The sequence below is a fragment of the Chryseobacterium sp. 3008163 genome, assembly GCF_003669035.1.
Taxonomy (GTDB): Bacteria; Bacteroidota; Bacteroidia; order Flavobacteriales; family Weeksellaceae; genus Chryseobacterium.
Genome location: NZ_CP033070.1, coordinates 2,621,101 through 2,638,593 on the forward strand (window position 1 = coordinate 2,621,101; position 17,493 = coordinate 2,638,593).

Sequence of the window (17,493 nt, forward strand, 5' to 3'; positions counted from 1 at the left end):
GTTAAGATAGGTTAAGAAAAATCTGTAGATTTTTTAAGCATAAATTCTTACGGCGAAGCTAAATTTTAATATTCTAAACTCCTTAAAAAATCGTAATGATAAAAAAAGCAGATTTATAATTTAATAAATCTGCTTAATTAGTTTAATCTGCGAGAGTATATTTTAAATTTACATATCCAAATAATCATCATTCCCCGGAAGATTAGTAATCTTCGAAATAGGATAAATGAACATGTCGTCAAAGTCATTTAGCGCATTAATTAATTGAAAATGTGAGAATTCCTTGATGTTTTGTAAAGTGATTTCTGCTTCTTTGATTTTCTTTTTCTTTAAAAGATGCTGTCTTTGAACTCCATTTAAAAGATAAGTTGACGGGGTAAACCATTCTTTCCCTTTTTGGAATAAAAGATTAGAAAATGAAGTGTCGGTAATGTGGTTGTTTTTTACAATGATGATTTCTTCAGCTTTAGATTTCATCTTCATTTTCTCTAGTTCTTTACGGTCTTCGAACTTAAAAGAATAATCATAAATGTTATTCTCCACCAATTGAAAATCCTGTATCTCCGGTATTGCGTAAGGAATCATCATGGTTCTGAATTTCTTATCCAGATCATAAGTTAATCTTAGTTTGTACAAGCCATCCTCATCATGATTCAGGTTTTTAAAGATTTTTTCCAAATCAATAGAACCTTCTTTCCCGAAATGGGCAAAAGTATCGTTGACACGTTTTTGGTGATATTCTAGCAGGAACAATTCCTGATCTTCTACTTTAATGCTTTCAATGAATTGGGACATAGATTTTATTTTTCATTTCTTCGTACTCGTCTTCTAACTTGCTCATGTGCGTGATTCCGCCGCCGCTTTTGAAATACAGTTGATCGGCTTCTTTTTCGATAAAACGAATCATCACACAACTGTCTAGATTTTCACCATCAAACCAACCGCAAACTCCGGTGTAAAAACCTCTGTCAAAGCCTTCTGCTTCCAAAATAATTTCTAAAGTTTTGGGTTTTGGTGCACCTAAAATAGAACCTGCAGGCAAAAGTTTTTGCATAATGCTTCCCACTTTTCCTTTAAATTCGGACTTCAGATTTCCTGAAATTTCTGAGCTCATTGCAAAAAGATCTTTTTGATGTGTTTTCAGAAAATCAATGTACTGAAATTTATCCACCTTCACATCATCTGCGACAATGCTCAAATCATTTCTAAGCAAATCGACAACAGTGTAATGTTCGGCTTTTTCTTTTTTATCGTTCTTCAAAACTTCTGCTGCATTCTCCAAAGATGCATCAATCGTTCCTTTCATCGGATAAGTGAAGATTTTATCACTGATTATTTTGACGAAAGTTTCAGGAGAAAAAAATACGAAAAAATCTTTATATAAAACCTTGTATTTTGCCTGAGAATGATAAAAAATTTCTTCTAAACTCAGATTGGTTTCAATTTTTGTTTTTCGGGTATAATTCGTTAAGTATGAATTTCCTAAGCGAATATTACGTTGAACATGATCAAAACCTTTTTGAAAGCTTTCAAGCGATTCAGGAAAAGATTTCAATTCTGTTTTTTTATTTAATGCTTCCTGTTTTTCTGTGTTTGAAAATGACTGAAAATCAATTAACAAACCGTTTTCATTAATTTCATTCTCCTTAAAAATTTCTACCTTGTCAACGAGAAAGTCTATGATAAAGAAAAAGGGAACTTTCTGAAGTGAAAGTTCGTCCATTTCAATAAATTTTTGATGATTTGCCGAAAACATTCCGCAAAAGTAGTTATTGATGTTTACTTTTGCACAAAATATTTTCAATGCAGGAGAAATATCCACAAAAACCGGGACTCGATTTTATCTTAAAACAAGCGTTTTATTATTGGAACAGAACATTGCTTTTTCAGGTGATGTTTTCAATCATCTATTTTGCGGTATTTTTTACAGCATTTTTTTTCTTTGTAGATTATTATGGAATTTCTTCTTACAATGCCGAACTTATAGATGCATTTAGAAAAGGTCAGGAAGCTTATCTTGAGCAGGTTCAAAAAATGGGTACTACAGAAAATGTTATTTATTTTGATTATGCATTTTCAGGAATTTTAATATTTCTTTATCCTTTAAATTTAGGATTTTTTCAAATTTATAAAAAGATAGATTTGAAAGAACCAATAAGCTTAGGTGATTTGTTTGCAGGATATAAAGGATTAAATTTTTTCCGTTACGTCAGTTATTTTCTTTTTGGTTTATGTTTTTTAGATTGACTACGGTTACACTTATTATTCCTGTTTTTTGGGTTATGGTAACGCTTTTTGTTGCTCCATTGATGTTTTTTCAGAATAAAACAATATTCGAAGCAATTTCTATAAACTGGAAAGTGTTAAAAATGTATTTCATAGAAATATTTGTCTGTGTTATTGTAGCCTTTATTTTTAGATATGTTGGTTTCGCACTGTTTTTTATAGGAATATTATTTACTTTTCCTTTTTGGAATGCGATGATTTATTCACTTTATAAAACCATTTTTACAGAAGAAAGTTAAATTTTAGAATGGTAACAGATTTGTTCTCGAAAAAATTTAAATTTGAGAAACATTAAAAAAATCTAAACCATGTCTGACTTTAACGAATTTGACCAGCAAGGTTCTGCTCCCAATCGAGATACAGGATCCATTATTTCGCATGCTTTCGAGATGTATAAAGGGGTTTTTCTTTATGCTCTGGTTGTAATGATTATCTACATCATAGGAGATTCCATCATAAAATCTATTTCTGGGTTTAATTCCTACACGAATTACAGCGATTTTAAAGATTTTGATGAGGATGCTTACAAAGAAATTCTTTTTAATCGTCCAGGAATGACTTTGTATTATTCATTTACAGGTTTGTTCACGATTCTTTTATCTCCACTTTTTGTTGGATTAATTTATATTTCCAATAAATTTAATACTAAAATACCTGTTGAATTTTCAGATTTGTTTATTGGTTATCGTCAAAATTTGGGTAACATTTTACTGTATAGTCTGATCACCAATATCATCCTTACTATTGCAGCGATGATGTGTGTGATTCCTGTATTTTTTGTTTTTCCGTTATTTCTTTTGGGTTATCCCGTTCTTTTATTTGAGAATGCAAATGCAATGGATGCAATTTCAAAAACCTACAACATTGCAAAAGAAAACTACGGTATTTTTCTAGGAACCGGAATTTTATCGGCTCTTATTTCGATTTCTGGAGTATTACTTTGTTGTTTTGGTCTGATTTTTACTTATCCATTTATTTATATCGCCATGTACTCTGTGTACTGTGCCTATCTCGGTAAACCAAGACAAATAACTTACAAATAATGTCAAACTACGAAAAACAAATCAGCAGTGTTGTTATCAAGCAAATTGCTCTGCTCGCTATTATATTGATTTTGGCGGCTTTAATTTGCTTTAACTTAGCACTTTTTATACCTTCTGTATTAGGGGCAATTACGATTTATGTCGTTTGCAGAAAGTATAATTTCTATCTTCAGGAGGAGAGGAAATGGAAACCTTGGGCTTCGGCTTTAGTTTTGATGGTGGCGAGTTTGATTATTATCATTCTCCCGATTTACTTCATTGCCGATCTTTTGATAGAAAAACTTGGAAATGCACAGGCTTACATGAACAAATTCAATGTTTTTATCGATAAAATTCATGATTTTGTTTATTCTAAAACTAACATTGATCTCTTAAGTAAAGAAAATATGGTGAAGGTGAAAGAAACGGCTGGTCGTTTTTCCACAACAGCATTAAGTGGTACTTTCAACACCCTTACTGTGGTCATGTCGATGTATTTTATTCTTTATTTTATGTTTGAAAGACCGAGGTTGTTTGAAAGGATTTTGGCTTCTGCAGCACCTTTGAAAAGGGCAAATGTGTCTATGATTGGTGAGAAGATGCGTAAATTAATTATGGCCAATGCGATAGGAATTCCTGTTGTAGCTATTGGGCAGGGGATTATTGCCTTGATTGGATATTTCATTTTTGAAGCGCCAAGTCCCATTCTTCTTTTTGCTTTGACAGCAGCGGCATCGATGATTCCCATTGTGGGAGCAGCCATTATTTATGTCCCGATTTGTATTTTTATGATTGCTGAAGGACAAACCGGTCCGGGGATTGGTTTGGGAATTTACTGTTTGGTTGTTGTAGGTCTTACAGATAATATTCTGCGCTTTACTTTATTAAAAAAACTTGAAGATATACATCCTTTAAATACTGTTTTCGGAATCATTATGGGAATGAATTTGTTTGGGTTCATGGGATTAGTATTCGGGCCGATTTTGGTTTCTTTTACCCTTCTTTTGATTCAGGTTTACAGAAACGAATTTTCGGATGATGATACCCCAGAACTTGAACTTTCCAGTAAAGGGAATAATGACGATTTGGAAAATAAAATTGATTTAATAGTTTAAAAAAATGGAGCAGGGAATAAATCCTGAAATTTTACAGGAAATTTGTGTGGTGAAAATGCCTTTCGGAAAGTATCAAAACACTGTTTTGGCTGACTTACCAATAAGCTATTTAGAATGGTTTAACAGACAAGGGATGCCAAAAGGAAAACTGGGAATGCAATTGGCGACAATTTATGAGATAAAATTAAATGGTTTGATGGATTTGTTGACGCCGCTTCGTGGAGGGAAAGTGGAGTATGAGAAGCCTAAGACGAAGGTTTATAAGTTCTAAATAATAGATTTATTAGAAAATTTCGGTGGCTCCCAAAGGGAGCCACCGAAATTTTAAATAGATATAAAATTAACCCTTCAAAGCTGCAATCTCATCTCTCAACTGTGCCGCTTTTATAAAGTCTAAATTTTTAGCAGCGCCTTCCATTTCTTTCTGCTTTTGAGCAACTAATTTTTCTACATCTTCTGTTGCGTAGGTTGCTTTTACGTCGGCAACTTTTTGTAAAATTTGTTTCTGAGTATATTTTTCGTCTGGGAAATCTTTACTTCTTCCAACGAGATTTTCAGAGATCTTTTTATTTAAAGCCATCGGAACCTTGCCGTGTTCAAGATTGTAAGCTATTTGTTTTTCACGACGGTATTCGGTTTCATCGAGAGTTGCCTGCATTGATTTGGTAATCTTGTCTGCGTATAAAATGGCTCTTCCGTTAAGATTTCTTGCCGCACGACCAACCGTCTGAATCATTGATCTTCTGCTTCTTAGCATTCCTTCTTTGTCGGCATCAAGAATTGCAACGAGCGAAACTTCCGGTAAATCTAATCCTTCTCTCAATAAGTTGACCCCAATTAAAACATCAAAAATCCCAAGACGTAAATCCTGCATAATCTGAATACGCTCCAAAGTTTCAACATCAGAGTGAATGTATCTTGTTCTGATGCCAAATCTTACAAAATATTTTGTCAGTTCTTCAGCCATTTTCTTGGTTAAAGTAGTTACCAAAACTCTTTCATCTATTTCAGCGCGTTTTCTGATTTCTTCCATTAAATCATCAATCTGATTCAAAGAAGGACGAATTTCAATAATCGGATCTAGAAGTCCGGTCGGACGGATAATCTGTTCAATATATTCCCCGCCTGTTTTTTCCAGTTCATAATCTGCCGGCGTAGCGGAAACATAAATTACCTGATTTTGAATTCCTTCAAACTCTTCAAACTTCAGAGGACGGTTATCCATTGCAGCAGGAAGACGGAATCCGTATTCTACCAAAGCTTCTTTACGGCTTCTGTCACCTCCATACATGGCATGAACCTGTGGAACGGTAACGTGGCTTTCGTCAATAACCATCAAATAATCTTTCGGGAAATAATCTAAAAGGCAGAAAGGTCTTGAGCCCGGTAATCTTCCATCAAGATAGCGTGAATAATTCTCAATTCCTGAGCAGTAACCTAATTCTTTGATCATTTCAAGATCGAGTTCTGTTCTTTCCTGAAGTCTTTTTGATTCTAAAGGTTTTCCGATTTCAGAAAAGAAGTCGACTTGTTTGACCATATCATCCTGAATATTTCTGATGGCTCCATTCAAAGTTTCCTTTGAGGTCACAAAAAGGTTGGCAGGGTAAATTTGAATCTGGTCAAAATTAGCAGTTGTATTTCCTGAAATAGGATCAAAACTCTGGATTTTTTCAATTTCATCTCCAAAAAACTGAATTCTTACGCCGTTATCTGCATAAGCTGGGAAAATATCTACTACATCTCCTTTTACACGAAACGTACCTCTCGAAAAGTCTGCCAATGTTCTGGAATATAAAGCATTAACTAAAGAATGGAGTAATGCTGTTCTTGTTGTTTTCTCACCAATTTCAAGTGAAATCAAAGACTTATGAAATTCCGCAGGGTTTCCAACACCGTAAATGCATGATACTGAAGCAACAATCAAAACATCTCTTCGTCCTGAAAGTAAGCTTGCAATCGCCGAAAGTCGAAGTTTTTCGACTTCTTCGTTGATGCTGAGATCTTTTTCAATATAAGTTCCTGAACTTGCGATGTAAGCTTCAGGCTGATAATAATCGTAGTAACTCACAAAATATTCAACAGCATTTTCGGGGAAGAATTCTTTAAACTCCATGAAAAGCTGAGCTGCCAAAGTTTTATTGTGAGCCAAAACTAAAGTTGGCTTCTGTGTATTGTGAACGACATTGGCAACGGTAAACGTTTTCCCGGAACCTGTCACCCCGAGTAGAGTCTGATATTTTTCACCGATTTCTAAACCTTCAGTTAGTTTTTCAATGGCTGTAGGTTGATCTCCGGTTGGTTTATATTCTGATTGAAGATTAAATTTCATACATCAAATTTATGAAATAAAAAAGAGTCCTAAAGAGGACTCCCGAATATAATTTATTGTGTTTTTTTCGTAGATTCAAATGTCATTGTCAATGGTAGGCTGAATGTTGTTCTTACCTGTTTTCCGTTATCTGTTGCGGGTTTCCACTTTGTATTTGCAACTACTGATTTTACGGCTCGTTCGGCTTCATTATTAAATAATTTATTATCTCCAATTGCTATTACTTTATCAATATTACCGTTCTCATCAATTGCAATGTAAACTGCAGATTTAACTGTACCTTCATCACCCTTAAAAACTGACCCATCAAAAATTCCTGCAATCTTATTCCTAAAGTTATTTGTGCCACCCGGAAATTCTGCCTGTACAAAATTAGTTGATGGAGGAGGTGGTGGTGGAATAGAAAGATCCTGAACTTTTTTTGCATCTGAATCAGAATTTTGAGAATTTACCTCTTTCAATTTTGTATCTACATTTTTTCCCGGAGTGATAGTATCTTTTCCTTTGATGAACGCTTTTGCTTTAAAACCCATGAAGGTTTTTTCCTTTTCATTTTGGTAATTTTGAAAATATTGATGTGTCATTAAATTTACCTGATAAGGTTCAGGATTTTTTGCGCTTATAGCATTAGGGTACCTCTTGCTTACAGATTGATGTGAAAAATCTTCGGGCTTGTAGTTTTGTAGATCCTGATTTTTGGTTTTCTTACCGTCAATCCATAAACCGTATTTTTTCGAATTCTTAAAATCATTAAGTTGATTTTGGGTTACATTAATTTTTTCAGATTTTTTTATATTAAAAAAGTAAAATGGAGTTGCGTCTCTCTGTTCTTTCGTAAGTTGAAAATAGAGATCTTTAAGTTTTTCTCGGTCAGATAAACTTACAGTTTTCTCAAACTCTGCATATTTTTTTAGTTCTATAAGATTACCATATTTTTTAATTATCTTATTAAACTCAGTGTAAGGATCTTCCGCAAAAATACTTTCAGTTTTGCCTGAAATTTGAGGTAAAGAATCTTTTGCATAGACTTTCTCCACAAAAAAACCTGCAAGCAGAATAAATAGAGGTATAGCTAAATACTTTTTTGCCTCCGCAAATTTTGAATTTGTTTTTGTCATCATAATGAATCTTTTTTTGTGTTATTGAAATTGAATTGGTGTGTTAATTGTAAGTTTTGCTGTTTCAGAACTTCATTCAGAATCAGTTCCTGATAGTTTTTAATGTTTTCATTTTGATAATAACTTCTTCATCTGCCAAAAATTCATGATTGGTAATCATCACATTTTTATAAAAGTAAATGAAAGGATTGAACCACGAAAAAGCCTTTACAACTTCGATCAGTAATACATCGAATGAATGCTTTTGTTTTACATGAATTTCCTCGTGAAGAAATATTCTTTCGTCAATTTTTTGATCCTTAAAATACTTTTCGGAAAGATAAATTGTATTCAAAAAACTAAACGGCGTAATCTCTTTTTTAAGCAAAATGACATTTCGGTTCTGATAAATGATTTTCCGGCCTTTAAGTGTTTTAATTTTTAGTATTGAATACAGCATTTTTGCAATCAATATTCCTGAGATTACGAAATAAATGATCTGCAATAATTGAGTGTAATCGAACGTTTCCGCCTGCATTGTAGTAGAATTCTGCAAAATCTGTTGTGGAATTTCCTGCTCAATCAACAGAACTGGTTTGTTCTTTACAATTTCCTTGGTTTCAATCGTCACAAAAGGAATTGAGTAGGAGAAAATAAGCCCCAACAATAAATAAAAGCGGTTGAAGGTCAATGTTTTCTCTTTTGCCAGAAATAAATAGTAGAGTCCAAGCACAATTCCTGAACACAGAATTATTTTTAGAATGATCGTTTCCATGGCTATTCTTTTATTTCTTTGTCGATAATTTCACGAAGTTCTTTCAACTGCTTCTGACTCAATTTAGTGTTTGAGGTAAAAAACGATGCAAACTGTGTCACCGAGCTGTTAAAAAAACGGTCAATCATAGAAGTCATTTCTTCTTTGAAATATTCACTTTTCGCAACTTTTGGAAAGTATTCGCGTGAATTTCCATATAAGGTGTAGCCTACTAAATCTTTATTCTGCATTCTTTTGAGTAAAGTTGCTACCGTTGTTGATGCAGGTTTTGGTGCAGGGTAAGATTCCAGAATTTCTTTCATGAAAAGCTTTTGTTTTTCCCAAAGCATTTCCATAATCACTTCTTCAGAATCTGTCAGTTTTATTTCTTTCATGTTCTACGTATTTCTATTTTGCTCTACAAATGTAGAATAAAAATTTAATTCTGCAATTTTTTATGGCATTATTTTTACACTCATCTCATGACCACTTAAATATTATTTATGAAAAAGTTATTATTACCCATTTTATTAGCTTCGGCAACAATGATTGTTTCGTGTCAGGGAAAAGGCAAACCAAGCGAACCATCAGCGAAAGAAGAAAAAGCAAATACAAGCTACAAGCCTTCTTTTGAAGGACAAACAAGAATAAGTCCCGTAAAAACATCAACTCCTTACAATGTAGAAATTCTAACTAAAGATTTAGGTAGACCATGGGGGATTGTAAATTTACCAGACGGAAAGTTTTTAATTACCGAAAAATCAGGCTTTATCAATGTCGTTTCAACTGATGGAAAACAAATTTCCAAGATTGAAGGATTTCCTAAAGTGGATGATAAAGGACAGGGCGGAATGCTCGATGTGGCTTTGGATCCAGACTTTAAAACGAACAGCATAATTTATTTCTGTTATTCTGAACCTTTCGGAGATGGAAACTTGACTTCAGTTGCAAAAGGAAAACTTTCGACAGATTTGAAAAATATCTCTGAGGTTAAAGTCATTTTTCGGGCAACGCCTTCTTATGATGGTGATAAACATTACGGAAGTCGTCTTCAATTTGACAAAGATGGAAGTTTGTTTGTAAGTACGGGTGAAAGATCAGATAAGCAGACAAGAGTTTATGCTCAGAAAACAGATAATTATTTAGGTAAAATTTTAAAAATCACCAAAGACGGAAAACCAGCTCCGGGAAATCCGTTTATTGGAAAAGATGGTTATAAACCTGAAATTTATGCTTTCGGAATCAGAAGTCCTCAAGGTTTGGCTTTAGACGAAAAAGGTCAGCTTTGGGATATTGAAATGGGACCACGAGGTGGAGATGAAATTAATTTAATCCAGCCAGGAAAAAATTACGGTTGGGGAGATGTAACCTACGGAATTGAATATTCGGGAGAAAAAATCAACAATGGAACGACACAGAAAGAAGGAACTGAACAGCCAGTTTACTATTGGGATCCCGTAGTTTCACCAAGTGGAGTGACTTTCTACACAGGAAATATTGAAGAATGGAAAAACAATCTATTCATAGCCTGTTTGAGCGGACAACACATTAACAGAATTGTGATGAAAGACAATAAAGTTGTAGGAGAAGAACGATTGCTTTTAGACCAAAAAGAAAGATTCAGAGATGTTTTGAATGGTTCTGACGGAAATCTTTATGGTATTACCGACAGCGGAAAACTGTACAAGATTTCAAAAAAATAAATTCGAAGTGAGAAAGTCCAAAAGGGATGATCTAACAGAGGATAGGATGCAATCCTATCAATAACATTATGATAGAAAATAGGCGACAAATTTTGTCGCCTATTTATTGTATTCTAAAAACTTTTAATAATCCTGTTCAATCCTTCTTCCAAAATTTCTCTAGAAGTAGAGAAGCATATTCTGATGTGACCTTCTGCTCCTTTTCCAAACCAGCGTTCAGAACCGGGAACAACGGCCACTTTTCCTTGCTTTAAAACGTGTTGAGCAAACTGGTCGCTCGACATTCCGTTTTCAATTTTTGGAAAAATAACAAACGTGGCTTCAGGAAGATTTGGAGTTAAAATTCCTGAATTACTTAGAATGCTGTGAGCTAAATCTCTGTTGTGCTGCAAATGCGTTAGGAAATCATTAAACCAAGGTTTTGCTCGGTCAATTGCCACACTTGCTGCGATTTGAGATAAAGTAGAAACACCTTCAATCGTAGAATTAAAGTGAGATTTTTCTGTGAAATCGTCCAATAATTCCTGGTCATTGCATAAAACGGCACCAATTCTTAACCCTGCAATTCCAAATGATTTTGAAAATCCGAATACGGTGAAACTTTTCTTTTTCGCTTCTTCAGAAACGGATGAGTATGTATTGAATTCTCTTTTATCGTAAACAATATCGCTCCATATTTCATCACTCATCACCCAAAGATCATGAGCTGCTGCAATTTCAGAGATTTTCTTTAAAATTTCTTTTGAATAAACTCGTCCAACCGGATTGTGAGGGTTGCAAATACTGATCATTTTTGTTTTAGGACCAATTAATGAAACCAACATCTCAAAATCAATATCTCCTGTCTGAGAATCGACCGGACATAGTTTTAAAACTCCGCCAACTGCATCGACCGTTTTTTTAAATAAAAAATCAACCGGATCAAAGATAATCGCTTCGTCGCCGGGATTTAGAACGTATTTGGCAACCATAAACATTCCCATCGCAGCACTGTTGACAGCCAATACATTTTCGGGAGTGAAATTTCCGTTTTTTCCTGTATTGAAATGTTCTGAAACGCTTTTTTTAAACTCAGGTAATCCAGAAAATGGGCCGTAGCTCAAATATCCGTCTTTAATATATTCAATAATGCCTTGCTCGATCTCGGTAGACATTCTGAAATCCGGATCAGCAGCGGTAAGAGGAATAATTCCGTCTTCTAAAGTTGCCCATCTTCCGTTGTAGGCCTTTTTTTTGAGAGCCTCAAAATTTATATCAGTATTGTTAAACATATTATTTGTAAGAGATTGGTAAGGAGTCTTTTGGTTGTTCACTGACAGGTAATAAAAACTGCTCAAGCAATATTCTACCGTTTTTGATGTGTATTTCTATCTCAGGTTTTCTTTCCTCTTCATATTTTTGGAAAGTTTCCTTCAAGTCTTTGTTTTCGAGTAAAAGCTGCGTCAGAATATAAGAATCTTTCAAAGCTGAGGTTACACCTTGGCTTGTAAAAGGAATTAATGGATGCGCTGCGTCACCTAAAAATGCAATATTTTTATAATGAAAAGGATTGAGTTTTTCCAATTCATATACTCTCCAGATGTGAGCGTTATCGTAGCTTGATTCTTTCACAATCGATGAAACCAAAGGATTCCAGTCTCCGAAATTGTCAAGCATAAATTGCTTGATGCAATCTGCCGTATAATCTTCATTAATGAAATAACGGGTGATGTCAAACTGACAATACCATAAAATCTTGGTAGGAGACAGTTTTAAAACTCCGAAAGTCAATCCGCCGTCTTCATGGTGAAATTTATGAAAGTTACCTTCGATCTGGCTGGCAATTTCTTCATTTTCGATGATGTTCACGACTTCATTTTCTCTCACCGCCTTCATCACTTCATCCTGAAAGATTGCTCTTCTGATTCTGCTTCTTGAACCGTCGGATGCAATCACAACATCGGCCTGTAGCTTTGTGTGATCTTCAAATTCAAGTTCGGCTTTTCCATCTGAAAAGCCTGTCAGATTAAGTGTATTTCTGTAAAAAATTTTGTCTGCAGGAATATTTTGGCTTAAAACTTCAATCAAAGTACTTCTTGAAATCACAAAAACGTTATCCAGATCTTTTTCTGAAAGAACATTTCCGTTGTGGCAGTAGTGAATGTATTTTTTCAGAAAACTTCCTTTGGTGTAAAGGTCGTTGATGTCAATGATTTCCGAAAGATATTCGATTCCTTCTTTTGGCAGGATAAATCCGTGACCTTTCAAGTCATCTTTTGTTCGTCTTTCGTAAAGATGGTAATCGAGATTATTTTTTTCTAAATAATTGGCCATGCTCAATCCTGAAACACCGGCTCCGATAATTGCAACTTTGCTCATTTTAATTAGAATTTAAAATCCAAAGATCACCATTTTTGATTTTCTTACGCTCCAATTTATTTTCAGTGCTTAGATTTAATAAAAACTCCTGAGATTTTTCAAACGAATTATTAGATAGTACCGCAAATTCCTGAGTGGTAAGTGTAGGGTAAACCGCAAACAAATTTTGCCATTCTGAAGAATATTCTTTTTTCTTAGCTTTGGGATCGATCTTTTTGACTCTTTTCTCAAATTCTTCGTAGGGTTTAAAACCATACAAAACATCAAGCATTTCATCATCTTTCACGAAGATCAAAGTAGGAAATCCTCTTACGCCCAATTGTTTTCCAAGATCAAGATCTTTTTTAAACTCGATTTGAGCTTTAGATTCATAATCTTCTTTCCATTGTGCAACATCTAATTTTGCTAACGCTGCTGCTTTTTCTAAATGTTCATCTTTTGTGATATTTAATTTATCCAAGAAAACCATTTCACGGAGAATTCTTAAAAACACAATGGCTTTCTTTTCATCCTGCATTTGTGCTGCTTTGAAAGCGATTGAAGGAGGATAAGATGAGTTTAAAGGATCTTCAATCCAAACTCCGCCGTCGATTGGCATTTTGTAGTGAGGGCTTACTTCTTCCCAATGTCCTGCAACATCGCTCGGCTTGCTTATTCCACCGGAATTGTAGATGTCCCAAGAAGGCAAAAGTCCGCCCATTCTGTAATCGATCTCTACGGCATCGCCATATTCTAATTTAAATTTTCTAAGCTGAGCTTCAATTCCCCAACATGATGAGCAAATAGGGTCTGTATAGTAAATGATTTTGATTTTATCTGTTTTTTCTGTTGTAAATTCAGCAGAAGAAGATTCGTCAGCGGGTGTTTCAAGAATTTCGCACACACCTTTTTCGTAGTCACAATTAAGAAGAGGATTATTATTCATAGTATTAAAATGATTAGCATTAATAAAATTAAGAAGTATAGACAGAACTGTCATGAGAGCTGTATCCATTGTAAAGTATTTTGATTTAACATAATATAAAGAAAGAAATGATAGGACATCAAATCTACTGATATTAAGTTAATTCTACTCTGGAGCTTTAAATACGTTGTCGTCTGAATGGAAACCTGCCACACCGCCGCTTACCGCAAATTTCATTGCTGTGGCTGCAGTCATTCCCACTACGGGTTTGATGTTTTTTTCTGCGGTTATGATTACCCAACCGGAAATTGCATAAGAATGCGGAAGATATACCGCAACGAAATCATGCTTGTGAACATCTGACATGTCTTTCTGCGTCAAAAAACCAATTCTCCAAATCTCTGGGTTTTCATTGGTTTTAACCCAGACTGGATCACTGAATTTTTTCTTATCGCCTACGAATGAAGACATTACATCTTTTGTAGGCGAATAAATATGTTTAATACCGGGAGTTCTTTCTAAAATGCGGTCAATGGCATCCACAAAAAAGCGCCCGACCACAAATTTGTTTCCCAAATATCCTAATAATGCGGTCACGAGAATTGTAGACACAAAAACCAATCCCGGAATTTGTTTTGCAACAGATGGAATAATGTTGTCAACAGATGAAATCACATACCAGATCACAAAAATCGTCAACCCGATAGGGCCAATGATTAATAATCCCTGAAAGAAATTTTTCAGAAAAAAATTAGTGATATTTTCAAAGGTAAGTTTTTTCAATGGGATTTTTTAGCCGTGTATAGTTTCTTTGTTACCGTAAGATTTGATGATTTTGGCTTCATATTCCAGCCATTCTTCCCATCGTTTATTTACCTGATCAGGATCGCCTAGTTCTCTTGCAAAACCGATAAATGTTGTATAATGATTGGCTTCAGAAATCATCAGTTCTTTATAGAATACTTTGAGTTCTTCGTCCTTTATATTTTCTGTTAAAACTTTAAATCTCTCACAGCTTCTCGCTTCAATCATCGCAGCAAAAAGCATTTTATCAACAATCATCGTGTCTCTGTGACCTCCTTTTTGGATAAAATTCACCAGTTCGTTGACGTAATCGTCTTTTCTTGTACGGCCAAAAGTGTAACCACGTTTCTTGATAATCTCTAAAACCTGACCGAAATGTTCTAGTTCTTCCTGAGCAATTGCCAAAAGTTCCGTCACGATGTCCGGACGCTCCGGAAGCATAGTGATCAATCCGATCGCATTGGTAGCAGCTTTTTGCTCACACCAAGCATGATCGGTTAAAATTTCCTGAATGTTATCCTCTGCAATGTTTGCCCACCTTGGATCGGTAGGAAGTTTCAACTTAAACATGATTTAAAAATTTTGGTAAATTTAATTAATAAAATTAACATTTAATCATGCTAAATTTCTATTTGTGAATTTTTATAGCTGTAATCATCCGTGGCATAGAGTTGGATTTAAAAGGTTTAACATTAAAACCTTAAATCATGAATACTTTATCAATTAGAAAAAATTTACAAAAGTTTGCATTTACTATGATGGCATTATTTTTCAGTGTCATCTCATTTGCTCAGGATTCGGGTCCTGATAACAAAGTCAATACATCTACAACGACCACTACAACTGAAGAATGGTACATGGATCCTACTTATCTTATCATCGGAGGAGTTGTTCTTATCGTCATTATCGCATTGCTTGTGAGAGGAGGAGGACGAACAAGAAGAGATTAAGTTTTAGAAAACAAATTAAAATATTGCCGCTCAGTAATTTACTGAGCGGTTTTTTTTCGCAAAAATTCTAAAATATTCCATCCCAAAGTATCAAATTTTTTCAAACCTGTTGCAATGATGAAAGCTAAAATCACATTAATGATGTAAATAATAACCATCAACACCCACCAAGGCATCGATTCTTTCATTGGAACAACCAGAAAATAAACCAACGACGAACTGATTCCCTGACCGAAATAAAAGAAAATAGCATTTTTACCGATATGAGTGACGAAATTTTCTTTGGTGATTTTTAATCGATTATATAGTACAAATAAAGTAGTCAGTGAGAAGAAAGTCCAAATGATATATGCAGTTTGCGGCGGGAATTTCTTTTTGTTGATTTTAAAAAACACTTCGTCTCCGAAATACCAAAACATCCAGACCAAAGCTGCTGCCACCAATCCGTAAAGTACAGGAATCATTTTGGTAGGGATGGTTTTGCCTCGCATTCTGTTTCCGATAAGGAAAACCGTCATATAAAAAGCGACATAACCGACTTGTCCGGTTGGATATATTTCAGGGAAAATATTAAACAGTAAAGTTGAAGCAATGCAAATACCGATAAACCAATTGACGTGTTTCGGGAAAAATCTTAAAATTAAAACTCCGAAAACAGTCAATATAAAGTAAACTTTTAAATACCAAAAACTTCCCATCACCACCGGAAAAGTGTCTGCATTTGAATATTCATGGAGATACCAGTTTCCTAAATTCTGCCACTGTGGCGCCGTTGAAATACTCGTCGCCGAATACTTTGAACCAAAAGTAGAGTAGAAGCTCTGAAGCCATTCGAGCGAGAAAAATGTGAGCCCGAAAATTTTGAAGAAATAATCTAGAAAGAACAGAAGTGTTACAAAAATCATGTAGGTAATCTGAAGCTTCAGTAATCTGTAAAGCGTTTTTTCAATATTCGAACCTGAAGTGATTCCACTTAAAGCATAAAACAGAGCAACATCAAAAACCAAAGAAAAAACTCTGATCTCAGGAATAATGTAAAACTGTCCCGACCAAAATGCGGTATGAATAAATATAATGGAAAGCGTGGCCAAACCTTTCGCAAAATCGATATAGAGATCTCTGTTCATGTTAGTGTATACGATATTTCAAAAGTAATTAAACTTTGTGAATATTTTATACAAAGAAAAAGAGGCAAGAATGATGTTTTACCTCTTTGGTGAATATATTTTAAAAGTGAGTTTATTGAAGGTTTTTAAATTCTTCTGCAGAAATTTCTCCGCTTTGAATTTTTCTCAACTCATCAATATATTTACTCATGTAAGCATCGATTTCAGGATTTTGAGAGTTTTTCCCCATTTTGTAAGTTCCGTTCAGAACTCCCTGATAATAATAGAAGAAGTTGTAATCAAACGAAGAAGCTGTAAGGTCGTACTGTCCTAATAAAAATCCTAAACGAACTGCAGATCTTCTCTGCGGAGGTGTACCATGATGTCCTGCGCTTGTTGTCTGATAATCACCGATGCTTTGTGCAAATTCATAAGCTGTAGCAATCTGGGCAAAGGTTGTTTGGTTATATCCGTTCGGCCTTCTTAAATAATATCCGGCGAAACCGTCTGCTTCCAATTCATTGGGTCTTGCAGTTGACTCACTTACAGAAGGCAAGCCGAAGATATATTGCAGCTGATGACCATATTCGTGAGCTAGAATCATTGCATTGACAATATTTCCGCCTTTATTTTTTGCATCTGCATAAATGGCGTATCCATAATAAATTTTTCCTGTGGAATAAGAAATTGCATTATAAGTGGAATTTGGGTTCGACGGATCATTTACAAATCTCAACGTTGGGTTGCTCCTTCCCCACAGACTTGCAATTTTAGTCATTTGCGAATTCATAAAGTTGGTGTCTGTAGAAGTAGGTAAAGATGTCGTCAATACGGCATTAGAACTCCAATACTGATCTACATAATAACAAACTTTTTCTAAAGCATTGGGTTGCTCGATTTTTAGGTTTTCCTGTTGCGGATCTACGTTTTCTAATGAGTCATCATTACATGCTGCTAGAGATAGTACAGCAATAGCTCCCGTAATAATCGGGAAATAGAGTTTTATTTTCATATCAATAAAATTTGGTGATAACGAAATTATTGATTTTAACTTATTTTAAG

At 34.6% G+C, this 17,493-nt stretch carries 19 protein-coding genes; 6 read left to right on the plus strand and 13 right to left on the minus strand.

From position 1 onward, the window contains the following. Positions 1-168 precede the first annotated feature (168 nt). Together EAG08_RS11910 and EAG08_RS11915 are read right to left on the minus strand one after the other, a co-directional pair. Positions 169-795: an aminotransferase class IV gene (locus tag EAG08_RS11910; protein WP_129535625.1), complete on the minus strand. Its 627-nt coding sequence runs from the start codon at positions 793-795 to the stop codon at positions 169-171. Further along, positions 779-1,756, minus strand: coding sequence for an aminodeoxychorismate synthase component I (locus EAG08_RS11915; RefSeq protein ID WP_129537262.1), 978 nt, complete (start codon positions 1,754-1,756; stop codon positions 779-781). The genes EAG08_RS11910 and EAG08_RS11915 overlap by 17 nt, the downstream gene beginning before the upstream one ends. Positions 1,757-1,803: 47 nt before the next feature. Here EAG08_RS11915 and EAG08_RS22125 point away from each other — a divergent pair, with 47 nt between their 5' ends. The 4 genes from EAG08_RS22125 to EAG08_RS11935 all read left to right on the plus strand — a co-directional run bounded on the left by EAG08_RS22125 (position 1,804) and on the right by EAG08_RS11935 (position 4,694). Further along, a complete protein-coding gene (locus EAG08_RS22125; protein ID WP_228446542.1) occupies positions 1,804-2,247 on the plus strand; it encodes a hypothetical protein in 444 nt (147 codons plus the stop codon). 347 nt (positions 2,248-2,594) lie between these two features. Then, complete coding sequence (locus EAG08_RS11925) at positions 2,595-3,329, plus strand: beta-carotene 15,15'-monooxygenase (protein WP_129535626.1); 735 nt, start codon at positions 2,595-2,597, stop codon at positions 3,327-3,329. Beyond that, the gene (locus EAG08_RS11930; RefSeq protein WP_129535627.1) at positions 3,329-4,423 is read left to right on the plus strand and encodes an AI-2E family transporter; all 1,095 of its coding nucleotides are present in this window, start codon (positions 3,329-3,331) and stop codon (positions 4,421-4,423) included. The genes EAG08_RS11925 and EAG08_RS11930 overlap by 1 nt, the downstream gene beginning before the upstream one ends. 16 nt (positions 4,424-4,439) lie before the next feature. Further along, positions 4,440-4,694 carry a DUF3820 family protein gene (locus EAG08_RS11935; RefSeq protein ID WP_129537263.1) on the plus strand — a complete coding sequence of 85 codons (255 nt, stop codon included), beginning with the start codon at positions 4,440-4,442 and terminating at the stop codon, positions 4,692-4,694. A gap of 69 nt (positions 4,695-4,763) precedes the next feature. On the opposite strand, the gene uvrB is transcribed toward EAG08_RS11935, so the two are convergent. The 4 genes from uvrB to EAG08_RS11955 all read right to left on the minus strand — a co-directional run bounded on the left by uvrB (position 4,764) and on the right by EAG08_RS11955 (position 9,001). Then, complete coding sequence (gene uvrB / locus EAG08_RS11940; RefSeq protein ID WP_129535628.1) at positions 4,764-6,755, minus strand: excinuclease ABC subunit UvrB; 1,992 nt, start codon at positions 6,753-6,755, stop codon at positions 4,764-4,766. 53 nt (positions 6,756-6,808) lie between these two features. Further along, positions 6,809-7,876: an energy transducer TonB gene (locus EAG08_RS11945; RefSeq protein WP_129535629.1), complete on the minus strand. Its 1,068-nt coding sequence runs from the start codon at positions 7,874-7,876 to the stop codon at positions 6,809-6,811. Positions 7,877-7,955: 79 nt separating this feature from the next. Further along, complete coding sequence (locus EAG08_RS11950; protein ID WP_129535630.1) at positions 7,956-8,627, minus strand: M56 family metallopeptidase; 672 nt, start codon at positions 8,625-8,627, stop codon at positions 7,956-7,958. Between the two features lie 2 nt (positions 8,628-8,629). Continuing rightward, the gene (locus tag EAG08_RS11955) at positions 8,630-9,001 is read right to left on the minus strand and encodes a BlaI/MecI/CopY family transcriptional regulator (RefSeq protein ID WP_129535631.1); all 372 of its coding nucleotides are present in this window, start codon (positions 8,999-9,001) and stop codon (positions 8,630-8,632) included. 108 nt (positions 9,002-9,109) lie between these two features. On the opposite strand from EAG08_RS11955, the gene EAG08_RS11960 reads away from it, so the two are divergent. Further along, a complete protein-coding gene (locus EAG08_RS11960) occupies positions 9,110-10,309 on the plus strand; it encodes a PQQ-dependent sugar dehydrogenase (RefSeq protein WP_129535632.1) in 1,200 nt (399 codons plus the stop codon). 113 nt (positions 10,310-10,422) lie between these two features. Here the strand turns inward: EAG08_RS11960 and EAG08_RS11965 are convergent, their stop codons facing one another. The 5 genes from EAG08_RS11965 to EAG08_RS11985 form a co-directional block, all read right to left on the minus strand. Further along, positions 10,423-11,580 (minus strand): pyridoxal phosphate-dependent aminotransferase, encoded by a 1,158-nt coding sequence (locus tag EAG08_RS11965; protein WP_129535633.1) that lies wholly within the window; start codon positions 11,578-11,580, stop codon positions 10,423-10,425. A 1-nt stretch (position 11,581) separates the two neighbouring features. Further along, positions 11,582-12,667 carry an FAD-dependent oxidoreductase gene (locus tag EAG08_RS11970; RefSeq protein WP_129535634.1) on the minus strand — a complete coding sequence of 362 codons (1,086 nt, stop codon included), beginning with the start codon at positions 12,665-12,667 and terminating at the stop codon, positions 11,582-11,584. A gap of 1 nt (position 12,668) precedes the next feature. After that, entirely contained in the window at positions 12,669-13,661 is a 993-nt protein-coding gene (locus EAG08_RS11975) for a DsbA family protein (RefSeq protein ID WP_317126272.1), read from the minus strand. 75 nt (positions 13,662-13,736) lie between these two features. Beyond that, positions 13,737-14,354, minus strand: coding sequence for a DUF502 domain-containing protein (locus tag EAG08_RS11980; RefSeq protein WP_129535635.1), 618 nt, complete (start codon positions 14,352-14,354; stop codon positions 13,737-13,739). A gap of 9 nt (positions 14,355-14,363) precedes the next feature. Beyond that, the gene (locus tag EAG08_RS11985; protein WP_129535636.1) at positions 14,364-14,945 is read right to left on the minus strand and encodes a tRNA-(ms[2]io[6]A)-hydroxylase; all 582 of its coding nucleotides are present in this window, start codon (positions 14,943-14,945) and stop codon (positions 14,364-14,366) included. A 137-nt stretch (positions 14,946-15,082) separates the two neighbouring features. Here EAG08_RS11985 and EAG08_RS11990 point away from each other — a divergent pair, with 137 nt between their 5' ends. After that, on the plus strand, positions 15,083-15,325 hold the full coding sequence (locus EAG08_RS11990; RefSeq protein ID WP_129535637.1) for a hypothetical protein: 243 nt from the start codon (positions 15,083-15,085) through the stop codon (positions 15,323-15,325). Between the two features lie 38 nt (positions 15,326-15,363). On the opposite strand, the gene EAG08_RS11995 is transcribed toward EAG08_RS11990, so the two are convergent. Both EAG08_RS11995 and EAG08_RS12000 read right to left on the minus strand, forming a co-directional pair. Further along, positions 15,364-16,452 carry an acyltransferase family protein gene (locus EAG08_RS11995; protein ID WP_129535638.1) on the minus strand — a complete coding sequence of 363 codons (1,089 nt, stop codon included), beginning with the start codon at positions 16,450-16,452 and terminating at the stop codon, positions 15,364-15,366. A 112-nt stretch (positions 16,453-16,564) separates the two neighbouring features. After that, positions 16,565-17,443, minus strand: a complete 879-nt coding sequence (locus EAG08_RS12000) for a metalloprotease (RefSeq protein ID WP_129535639.1) — start codon at positions 17,441-17,443, stop codon at positions 16,565-16,567. Between the last annotated feature and the right edge of the window lie 50 nt (positions 17,444-17,493).